The organism is Bifidobacterium sp. LH_449 (genome assembly GCF_056356755.1).
The window spans coordinates 168,569-180,138 of sequence record NZ_JBKEUV010000001.1; the positions used below are offsets into that span (position 1 = coordinate 168,569).

General features: G+C 63.4%; 5 protein-coding genes. 2 read left to right on the forward strand and 3 right to left on the reverse strand.

The window, feature by feature from the left end; genetic code table 11:
* Positions 1-103: 103 nt before the first annotated feature.
* Positions 104-1,234: a septation protein SepH gene (gene sepH / locus AC1AX7_RS00735; protein ID WP_476508193.1), complete on the forward strand. Its 1,131-nt coding sequence runs from the start codon at positions 104-106 to the stop codon at positions 1,232-1,234.
* 58 nt (positions 1,235-1,292) lie between these two features.
* Here the strand turns inward: sepH and AC1AX7_RS00740 are convergent, their stop codons facing one another.
* The gene (locus tag AC1AX7_RS00740) at positions 1,293-2,597 is read right to left on the reverse strand and encodes an alkaline phosphatase family protein (RefSeq protein WP_476508194.1); all 1,305 of its coding nucleotides are present in this window, start codon (positions 2,595-2,597) and stop codon (positions 1,293-1,295) included.
* Between the two features lie 142 nt (positions 2,598-2,739).
* Between AC1AX7_RS00740 and AC1AX7_RS00745 the strand changes: the two genes are divergently transcribed.
* The gene (locus AC1AX7_RS00745) at positions 2,740-5,466 is read left to right on the forward strand and encodes a DNA gyrase/topoisomerase IV subunit A (RefSeq protein ID WP_476508195.1); all 2,727 of its coding nucleotides are present in this window, start codon (positions 2,740-2,742) and stop codon (positions 5,464-5,466) included.
* A 28-nt stretch (positions 5,467-5,494) separates the two neighbouring features.
* Here the strand turns inward: AC1AX7_RS00745 and AC1AX7_RS00750 are convergent, their stop codons facing one another.
* Complete coding sequence (locus tag AC1AX7_RS00750) at positions 5,495-10,219, reverse strand: DEAD/DEAH box helicase (RefSeq protein WP_476508196.1); 4,725 nt, start codon at positions 10,217-10,219, stop codon at positions 5,495-5,497.
* A gap of 79 nt (positions 10,220-10,298) precedes the next feature.
* Positions 10,299-11,498 carry an MFS transporter gene (locus tag AC1AX7_RS00755; RefSeq protein ID WP_476508197.1) on the reverse strand — a complete coding sequence of 400 codons (1,200 nt, stop codon included), beginning with the start codon at positions 11,496-11,498 and terminating at the stop codon, positions 10,299-10,301.
* Positions 11,499-11,570: the final 72 nt, after the last annotated feature.

The window sequence follows — 11,570 nt, forward strand, 5'->3', positions numbered from 1 at the left end:
GACTTTTCACCCGCTAAGGGTACACGATTTGAAATAGCTGTAAAATCCGACACGTGGGGCACAATGAAAGTAATACCCACAGGAAGATGAAAGTGGTGCGCCGATGACTGATAATGCGTTCGAGGAAGCCCGATTCGACCATGTCGAAGAGACCGGTGAGCTTGTCTTCCTCGCCGGCGCCACCCGGTTCCGGGTACAGGTCGACGACACGCTGGAACATGCGATTCTGGAAGCGAAGCAGCTTAAATCCGAGTCCTCGGAGAAACAGCGCACTTCCGCGACCTTGCCGATCTCCCAGATCCAAGCGTTGATTCGCGCTGGCGCGAATCCCTCACAGGTGGCGCAACGCTATGGGCTCAGCGAAGCCCTGGTCCGTCGTTTCTCCGCCGCGGTGGAGACGGAGAAGCAGTATGCCATCGAACAGTTCCTCGCCGTCCCGGCACCTAAGGAAAGCCGCGTCAGGACATTGTCCGAGCTGATCGACCGCACATTCGCCGCGGCGCGCATCCGCCCGGAGGATGTGGTATGGCAGGCCACGCGCCGTGGTCTCGAACCGTGGAAGATCATGGCCTCCTTCACCGTGTCCGAGCGTCGGGCACGCGCCGAATGGACCTGGAACATGCATGACAATGCGGTGACCTGCCTGAATTCGCTCGCCAAAAAACTTATCGGCGAGGCCGTCAACCGCAATGATTCCGCCGATTACCGAGGCAACGCCGATGATGACGACTTTCTTGTGACCACTTCCCTGCCCGGCGACTCCGCGCGCTCGGCCCGCATCGAGCAGGCCGTCTCCGCATGGGCCGCGCCGAAGCCGTCCATGCCGGCGGTCCGCATCGATCTGCAGGCGCATTCGATGATGACGGAAGCCACGCAATCGGAAGCCTTCGCATCAGCAAACGCAGCGTCATCCGACGACAAGCCAACCGTCGACGGCGCTGCCGCGGCATCCGAAATCAATCGCAACGACGCGGTTCCCGCCGCCGACACCGCGCGGAACACCGCCGCTCCGACAGGTGCGGCGAATGGCGCGACGGCCGGCGCGAACGGCGAATCCGGGAATACCGGAGACGCCGCGAGCACCAGGAACGCTCCGGACACACCGGACACGCCGAATGTGAAGGAAACCGCGACCAAGGCGAATACCGCGAACAAAACGTCGCAGAAATCCGCGAAACGCCGCGGCGGCCGTTCCGTCGTGCCCAGCTGGGATGAGATTCTGTTCGGCGAATAAGGCGAAACTCTTCGGATCGGCCCGCAGCGGCACCGATCCGAAGTCCGGGATCCGCGCCTCAGACGACGTCCACCAGGCAGGGGATATCCGCTTCAAGACGGCTCAACGAGCCGTGGACGCTGGGCAGACGGGTCGCCTGATCCTTCTGGATGCGGCTGTCCACCAAGGTCACCGACCGCGCAGCCGAAACGATGACGTCGCCGATCATCGGCACCACATCGTCACGTACCGGCCCCAGCACGCCTTGCGCGAAGATCTCGTCACGTGTGCGCACCATCGCACGGTCTTCCAGCACCGAACGCCAGCGGCGCACGATATCGTCGACGTCGGCGTCCGGCTGCGCGTACAGCATCAGCGAGCGCGGCTCGCCTCCGACCATCGCAACGCCTTCGCTCAGGCGTGGATCGAGCGCGATGTCGATGCGCTGTTCGGGGTCGGCGCTGATCATGCCATGGTCGGCGGTGATGACGATCAGCGTGTCTTTCGGCGCGTTGCGCCGCAGCATGGCGAGCTGGCCGTCGAGACGTTCGAATGTGCCGATCCACTGGTCGCTGTCCCAGCCGTAGGCGTGGCCGACCTTGTCCAGATCCCGCAGATACACGTAGGTGAGGCCGTCCGAGGCCGCCGCCTTGCATGCGGAGAGGATGCGGTTCTTCGGCTGCGTCTGGCCTATGTAGTCGGCTCCGCGCAATGCCGCTTCCGTCAGCGGCGAATGCGCGAATTTCGGCAGTCCGCAGCTGGTGACGCGCATGCCGCGTGCCTGCAACGCTTCGAATATCGTCGGCTGCGTCTGCAATTCGTGCGGATCGATCGCGTCGCGGAATTGGATCAGCTGGCTTAACGCGCCCGTCTGCGGGTTGCGCTGCGTATAGCCGGCCATGCCGGTCAGCCCCGGACAGGTTCCGGTGCCGAACGTGCCCATGGCCGCCACCGTGGTGCTGGGCGAACATGTCGCGACAGGCCGCTGGTTGACCGAATCGTTCATCAGCGAACGCAGATAGGGCGCATGCCCGAGCCGCATGTTGAGGTTCCAGTATCCCAGGCCGTCCACCAGGACGACGATCGCCGAACGCGCGTCCGGCAGGCCCAGCGCGTGTTGCAATGCGCGCGGGTCATGGTGGATGGCGGTCTCGATCGGCGAGCCCAGACTTGCCGACAGCGCCGGAAGGATGGATGACAGGTGCAGCGCGCCGCCGCGCCGGATGCTCGTGTTGCCGCCCGCGTGGGCGCCGCCGTTCCCGCCGCCGCCGGATTCCGTATGACCGCTGCCGTGCAACGGATTCGGCGACGGCGTCTCGTCCCCGTATTTCCCGTCGGACGCGAATTGCAGCAGTTCGTTCATTGGCGGCACTTCGATACTCATGCCTCCCATTGAAGCACCGGAGGCCAACGAATAGGACATCGGACGAGGCCTTGGGTAGGCCGGTTGGGTAATATGGTGCGGTTGGAGTTACGAATATGCGCGGATTCACGGCGGATCCGTGACGCGCGTTAGGGAGATCCGTATGGCATCGCATCGCAAACCGGCGCAGCCGGCCTTCGACCCGCGCACGGTCAAAGAGAACATCATCGATACGCCGCTGAATGAGGAGATGAGCAAATCGTTCCTCGAATACGCGTATTCGGTGATCTACGCGCGCGCGCTGCCGGACGCCCGCGACGGTCTGAAGCCGGTGCAGCGCCGCATCATCTATCAGATGGGTCAGATGAATCTGACGCCGGACCGCCCGTACATGAAGTCGGCCCGCGTGGTGGGCGAAGTCATGGGCAAGCTGCATCCGCACGGCGATTCCGCGATCTACGAGGCCATGGTGCGTCTGGCCCAGCCGTTTGCGATGAGGCTGCCGCTGGTTGACGGCCACGGCAATTTCGGCTCCCTTGATGACGGGCCCGCGGCTTCCCGATATACCGAAGCGCGTCTTGCCCCCTCGGCGTTGGCGATGAACGCCGACATCGACGAAGGAACCGTGGAATTCACGCCGAACTACGACAACAAGCTGTCCGAGCCGACCGTGCTGCCCGCCGCGATTCCGAATCTGCTGGTCAACGGCGCCACCGGCATCGCCGTCGGCATGGCGACGAATATGGCCACGCATAATCTCGGCGAGGTCGTGGCCGCGGCCAAGCATCTGATGAGGCATCCCGATTCCTCGCTGGAAGAGCTGATGCAATATGTTCCCGGCCCGGATTGGCCCGGCGGCGGCGTGATCGTCGGCCGCGACGGCATTCGTGACGCCTATGCCGCCGGGCGCGGCGCGCTGACCACAAGGGCGGTGACGCATGTCGAAAACGTCACCGCCCGCAAGAAGGCGATCGTCGTCACCGAACTGCCGTATATGGTCGGGCCGGAACGCGTGTTGGAACGTATTTCCGAAGGTGTGAAAAGCCGTAAGCTGGAAGGCATTTCCGGCGCGATCGATCTGACGGACCGCCATAACGGCACGCGTATCGTCATCGAGATCAAAACGGGCTTCGATCCGAACGCCGTGCTGGCGCAGCTGTTCAAGCACACGCCGCTGCAGGACAATTTCACGATCAACAACGTCGCGTTGGTCGACGGCCGCCCGCATACGATGGGACTGCGCGAAATGCTGCAGGTCTGGATCGACCATCGCCGCGTGGTGGTGCGCCGGCGCAGCGAATTCCGCCGTAACAAGGCGCTGGAGCGCCTGCATCTGGTCGAAGGCCTGCTGCTGGCCATGGTCGATATCGACGAAGTGATCCGGGTGATCCGTTCGTCGGATGACGCGGACGCGGCGAAAAGCCGTTTGATGGCCGTTTTCGACCTGGATGAGATTCAGGCGCAGTACATCCTCGATCTGCGTCTGCGCCGTCTGACGCGCATGAGCCGCATCGAGCTTGAAGCGGAACGTGACGATCTGAAGCGTCGTATCGAGGAATTGGAGCATATCCTGTCTTCGGACGCCGCATTGGATCGGGTCGTCGTCGAAGAGATGGACAAGGTCGTCGCCGATTATGGCACGCCGCGCCGCACCGTGCTGTTGGATCAGGCGTCGGACGGTTCGCTGGTCCCCGTGCTCGCCCATGGCGACGACACGGTTTCCGACACCGCGTTGGCGGCCGCCCGTTCGGCCGCGACGGTGTCTTCCGCGGCCGCGGACGTCGCCGCGGCCGCAGCCGCCCGCAAGGCCGGTGAGGATGAGGCCGCCGCAGCGGCGTTGCAGATCGACGACGAGCCGTGCGCCGTCATGCTAAGCGCCACCGGTCTGATCGCGCGCACGTCGCCGGCCGCCCTTGACGTGTGGCGTGCGCGTCGTGCCGATGACAAGCGTCATCCGGACGATCAGATCGCGTCGATTTTCCGCACGACGACGCGCTCGCAATATGCGCTGATCACGTCTGCCGGCCGTCTGGTGCTGGCGCATGCGGTGGAATTGCCGTCGATCGCCTTGCCGGAAAGCGGTTTGAGCGTCTCCGGCGGCATTGATGCGACGGAATTGCTGGGATTGACGCAGAACACCGATCCCGTGCCGGGCGAACGTGTGGTCGCCGCGATTCCGATGCCGTCTTCGAACGAGGATTCCGCTGACGCCGATTCGTCCGGCACCGACCCGTTCGATGCTGCGCTGCTGGCCGCTCCGTTGGCGATCGGTACGCGCAATGGCGTGGTGAAGCGTTGGAACCGCGAGTCGCCGACCACGATGGATTCGTGGAGCGTCATCGATCTGAAGGATGATGACGCGGTGATCGCGGCCGCTCCGGCTCGCGACGAGGATCGTCTGGTATTCGTTTCCTCCGATTCGTCGCTGCTGACGTTCGACGCCGGCAATGTGCGGGCGCAGGGACGCACCGCGGGCGGCATGGCGGGCATTCGTCTGGCGGATGGCTGCAGGGCGATCGCGTTCGGCGTCGTCGCCTCCTCCGACGTGGCGTGGACCGACGCCGTTGAAGGCGATGACGGAGACGCCGTGGCCGCCTCCGGAGCCGTGGTATTGACGGTTGCGGGTGATGATGAGGCGCTTGAGGGCACCGACAATGGTTCGGCCAAGGTCACGCCGCTTGACCTGTACCCGACCAAGGGCCGCGCGACCGGCGGAGTCCGTTCGCAACGTTTCCTGAAGGGCCAGAATACGCTGATCTTCGCCTATGTCGGCCTCTACCCCATCAATGCGGCGACGAGTTCCGGCAATCCTGTTGCGCTGCCGGAGCCGGATATGCGCCGCGACGGGTCCGGAACGGAATTGGATGCGCCCATCGCCTTCGCCGGCTGATATGCGCCGCATGCCCGCAAAGCGATCGTCAGTACAGTTTCATGCCTTGCGGGCATGGCAGGAATCCCGCCGCATGCAGGATGCGGGTGTATTCGCTGCGCTGCGTCAGCGGCACGCCGTTCATCTGCGAGAAGGTGACGCCGCCCTGATGCCGGCGCGGCAGCGCATACGCCAATTCGCGGCAGGCCGCGCCAAGCGTGGCTTCGTCATCGACGAACGCGGTGATCTTTCTGGAGCGTGGGGCCGCATACAATACCGGCCCGCCGTCGACCAGAACAACGAAATTGCCGGCCTTACGCATGGGTTTGCCGCCGTCCGCGCCACGGTCGGGCCAGCCGGTCGCCAAGCCGGTCAGATTTGCCGGGTCGGTTGAATCCAGCATGATCGCGGACGAGCCGCGCCTTTGCGTATCGTCGCGAAGCGCGTCCACCGTTTCCCGATATGCGAATTGCGTTGCGGACAGGCCTTCGACGAACATGCCGCGCACCAGCATGCCGCGTTCTTCCATGCCGGCGAGCACAGGATATACGGAGGAGAAGCCGCCCGGCACGAAATGCGCGTCGACCAGCTGCGGCGCGATGACACCATAGCGGTCCAGCAGTATTTCGACATACGCCATGGCTTGGGACGTCGATGCAAAAGCAGCTGCAGGCCGCGATGAGTGCGGTATCGCCGACGACGTCTCGCCCATTGCCGATGAGGCATGCCCTTCGACCGCCCGCGTCCGTCCGGTTGCGGGCGATTCCTCGCTTTGGACCGCACTATGGCCGTTTACCGCAGACCATAGTCCGCTCATCGTGGCCGATGCCGGTTTACGTGTCCGCGATCGGCGACGCGACGACCGGTAGGACATATGGGACGAACTACGCACTGGTTTCACGGGCTGTTCCACAGCGCGTATCGCTGCAAGCGAACTATTGGTCACCTTGCCTTGCCAGACCAACTGCCACAGGCTTTGTTCGAACAGACTCTCCGACCACGTCGGGTACAGGATCTCACCGGTTTCCTCGTCGATCTGCGGTTCGGCATGACCGATGAAGAAACGGCATGCCGAATCGGACAGTTGCCACGCGGGAAAGGCGCCGCCCTTTTCCAACACGGACATGATGGCGTCCTGTATGGCCGGCGTCGCATCGCCCTTCCCGTTTCCGCTCCCGTCCCCCTCCCCGCCTGTCGGGGATACGCCCGCGCCTTGCATGCAGGTCCTTTCGCCGGCGATCAGCGGCGAATCGACGGGATGGAAGGCGATTCGCCCGCTGGCGGCGGTTTTGCCGTCGTCATTGCCTGCGATCCACAGCGCCTCCCCGGATGCGAGCAGTTCGTCCAGCATCATCGGACTGTAGTCCCGAACCCGTGCGGGGAATATGGATCGTTCCCATACGGAGACGGGGAAACACATGCCCTCAAGCTGTTCGATGACGCGCATCACGCCTTGCGCGCCCTCATAGGCTTCGCCGCCGGTAGGACCTATGCCCTGCTTTCCGATCAGGAACCGTTGGTATTCCCGCATGCCGACAGGCTGGATGGCTTTACGCGTCATGGCAAGCGAGCGAGCGCGGATGCGTCCGAACACGTCCCTGTGCAGCCATTGACCGTCTGCGGCGCCGGGGCCCGGTTCGTCCGACGATGCCGACAGGAAGGAGCCGTAGAGCAGCGTTCCTTGCCGTTTCATATCGTCAAGGGCATGCACCGCCTGCACCGCGTCAACGCCCAGATCGGCGATCATCGCATCGGCGGTGAACGGCCCATGCGTTTTCGCATATCGGGCGACTCGCCCGACGATATCGTCTGCGGCCAGCTCATTCCAGAACCTCCGCCTGCCGACCTCGTCGCTGATCTCCTCGATCGCCTTGGGGTCGAGTACGCCCGACAGGTCGGTGACGCCAAGAAGCTTTTCCAAAATACGCGGGTCGACGGAAAGCATATGCATGTTGCGTTCCGCCTGCGGCACGTCATACTGGTAGAGCTTCTCCCCCACATAGCCGAACAGCAGGGATTCCGCGAACGGCGAGGGGATCCGCGTGGTGCGTTCGACCAGATGGATGGTTCCCGTCGCCAACGCCTGCATGACTTCGTTCAATGATGGCAGATCGTATACGTCCTGCAGACATTCGCGCATCGTTTCCAGGATCAGAGGAAAATCACGTTTGGTGTGCGCCGCCGCCAGAAGCTGCGCGGCTCGCAGACGCTGCTGCCATAACGGCACACGTTTCCCGGGGTTCATTCGCGGCAGGAACAGCGACCGTGCGGCGATTTCGCGGAATCGCGCGGCGAACAGCACGGTTTGGTCGACCTGTTCCTCGATGGTGCGCCGCAGTTCGTCGGGTTCGAAAATCACCATGTCGTGCAATGCGATGTCGGCATCGCCGTCGGGCAGCCGCAGGACGATGCCGTCGTCGGCGGCGTACGTCTGACCGTCGAACCCGTAGCGCCGCCTAAGCCTTGCGTTAATGGCCAGCGCCCATGGTTCGTGCACCCGGCGGCCGAACGGCGTGTGGATGATGATCCGCCAATCGCCTTCCTCGTCCGGGCATCGTTCGACGACGATATGCCGGTCGTCGGGGATCACCGTCGTGGAGGCGCGCTGCTCGCCGAGCACTGCGCCCAGATTATCGATGGCGTTGCGGTCCAGGCCGTCTTCCGTCAAACGTTTCCGGGTCTTGTCGTCGAATTGCCGTTCGTTCAATCCTGCGCTGATTTCACGGATGAAGCGGCCCGTCAGGCATCCGAATCCGTAATCGCGGCCATTGCCCTCGCCATGCCAGAACGGCAGTCGTGCGCTACGGCCCGGAGCGGGCGTGACGATGACGCGGTCTCGGGTGATCTGCTGGATCTGCCATGTGGACGTACCCAGGGTGATGATGTCGCCCACACGCGATTCATACACCATCTCCTCATCCAGTTCGCCTACGCGTCGCGGTCCGGAGCCCGCTTCCCCCTCCGGCAGGACCACCGTATACAGGCCCCTGTCCGGTATGGTGCCGCCGCTGGTGACCGCAAGACGCTGCGCGCCGGGACGGGCGGAGATGACGCCGTCCTTCTCGTTGTACATCAAGGGCGGTCTGAACGCGGAGAATTCCTCATCATCGTAGAGACCGGTCAGCATGCCGACGACACGGTCGAATATGCCGCGGTCGAGACCTCGGAACGGCGCTGATCTGCGGACCAGACCATACCATGCGTCCGCTTCGAGATCGTCCAAGGAGGCCGCGGCCACAGTCTGCTGCGCCAATATGTCCAATGGGCATGAGGGGATGCGCAGCGGCTCTATTAGCCCTGACAGCATGCCTTCGACGCTGGAGGCCGCAGCGATGATATCGGCGCGCGTCAGCGGATACAGCACCGCATGAGAGACCCCGCCGACATGATGGTCAGCACGTCCGACGCGCTGCAGGCCGGAGGACACCGACAATGGCGGCGCCACTTGGATGACCAGATCCACCGAGCCCATGTCGATGCCCAATTCAAGGCTGCTGGTGGCCACCACGCAGCGCAGACGCCCTTGTTTCAGGCTGTCTTCGATGTATTTGCGACGGTCTTTCGATACGGAGCCATGATGCGCCATGGCGATCGTCGTGTCCCGGTCATGCGAGGGGACCATCGCGGTGGTGGGCCCGGATGCGCAATGATAATGGCGCTGGCTTCGCTCCTGCGATGCGCCAGGACCTCCACCGCAACGTTGCGCATACAGGTCATTGAGTTTCGCCGTCAGTTTTTCGGCGATGCCACGCGAATTGACGAACACCAGCGTGGTGCGGTGGGCCAGGATCCTGTCAAGGATATCGCTTTCCACCTGCGGCCATACCGATCCGGAAACGCCGTCCCCTGCGGCCCCGACCATGTCGATGGAATCCTTGGAGGATGTTTGTCGTCGTTGCGCGGCGCGCCGCATCGCCGGCGTCACTCCGGTGATATGCGGCGTTCCGGGCCGTTCTCCGTCCACGCCGCCGCTGCGGTGTTTCACGTTCGTCGACTGCAGGTCGCGCATATGCCGCACGGGTTCAACGACCTCGATATGCATGGCCGGACGCGTTCCCGGGTCGATGATGCGTACAGGTCTGTCCCCTGCCAGGAAACGCGCCGCTTCGGATGCCGGTCTGACGGTGGCGGACAGTCCGATACGTTGGACGCTGCGCCCCGCCAAGGATTCCAGTCGTTCAAGGCTTACCGCCAGGTGCGCGCCGCGTTTGCCTCCCGCCAACGAGTGGATTTCGTCGACGATGACCGTTTCCACCGTGGACAGTATGCGGCGGGCCTGCGAGGTGAGCATCAGATACAGTGACTCCGGCGTGGTGACCAGGATGTCCGGCGGATGGGAGACGATGGCCCGCCGTTCCTTCGCCGTGGTGTCCCCGCTGCGTATGGACACGCGGATATCCGGCGCGCCGACGCCTTCGGCCTTGCATCGTGCCGCGATCCCCTCCAGCGGAACGTTCAGGTTTTTGGCGACGTCGACGCCCAGGGCCTTCAACGGGGATATGTACAGCACCCTGACGCCGCGCGTCTTACGACGGCCAGAAGCGGAACGCTCGTCCGAGGGACGGGAACGGCCGGCGTCATCGACCATCAGACGGTCAATCGCCGAAAGGAATGCGGAAAGCGTTTTGCCCGAACCGGTGGGCGCGACCACCAGCACGTTCTGCCCCTGGCGGATGGCCGGCCACGCCAAAGACTGCGCTTCGGTAGGCCGGTCGAACGCATGCCTGAACCATTCCCGGGTGGGCTCCGAAAACACATTCAAACATTCGTACATATGTTCGATTATCCCATGTGGGTCAGACGAGCGAAACGCCGGAAAACAACGGCCGCCCCGTTGAAGGCGGCCTCGGTCATCATGCCATCGCACGCTTCCGGCGAAGCATTTCGTGCATGACGATCATCAACGCCAGGAAGACGAGCAGATACACCGGGAACAGATCGATGCTGATGTACTGCGCGATAAGGCCGAACAACGGCGGCATCAGCAATGTGCCGAGATAGGCGAACGCCATCTGCACGCCGACGATCGCCTGTGAATTCTCCTCGCCGAAGTAGGCAGGCGTCGAATGAATGATGCACGGATACACCGGCGCGCATCCCAGCCCGACGATCATCAACCCGGCCAGCACGCCTACATTGCCGGGCAGCGGCAGGAACATCGATATCACGCCGATCAGTATCAGCGCCTGCCCGAGGCGGATCATCGCGGGATCGCTCAAACGCATCGTCAGGAAGCCGCTGAGCGCGCGCCCCACCGTGATGCCGATGCAGAACAGGCTGGCCCAACGGGCTGCGGTCACTTCGTCAATGCCGTGTCCGAGCACCATGAAACTGCTGCCCCACAGCATCGCCGTCTGTTCGATGGCGCAGTAGCACAGGAACATCAACAGGATTTCCTTTGCGCCACGGATGGCAAGCACGCCCCTGAGCCCCAACGGCTTACGGGGTTCGACGGCAGCCTGCCCCTCCGACTTCCCCGTCGCGGCGGAATCAGCATCGGCCTTGTCACGGGTTTTCCACAACGGCATACTGAATATCAGCAACGCCGTCAGCACGATCTGCAGTATGCCGATATAGCGATAGCCCCAAGGCCATCCTTGGCCGGAGGAAAGCGCGTACCCCATGACATAGGGGCCGATCAGCGCGCCGACGCCCCACATGCAGTGCAGCCAGCTCATATGCCAGCTTTCGTAATGGATGGCGACGTAATTATTCAGCGCGGCGTCCACGCCGCCCGCGCCCAGGCCATATGGAATGGCGAGCAGTATCAGCACCCAGTAGTTCGGCGCGAACGAGAAGCCGATCAGCGCGGCGGCGGTGATGCCGACCGATACGGCGGTCACGCGTCCTGCGCCGAAGCGCAACGTCATACGGTCGCTCAGCAACGCCGAGATGATGGTGCCGACGGCGATGGTCATCGAAATGCCGCCGGCCCAGGAGACGTCGGCGTTCAGATCCTGGCTCATCGGCGGCCAGGCGGCGCCCAGCATGGCGTCGGGCAGGCCGAGGCTGATGAAGGCCAAATAGATGACGGCGAGCAGCAGATTCACCATAAGAGTCACCTTTCAGGTTTTCTTACCTTCCGCAACTATTTAACCATCAATAGCTACCAAACGGTAATCAGC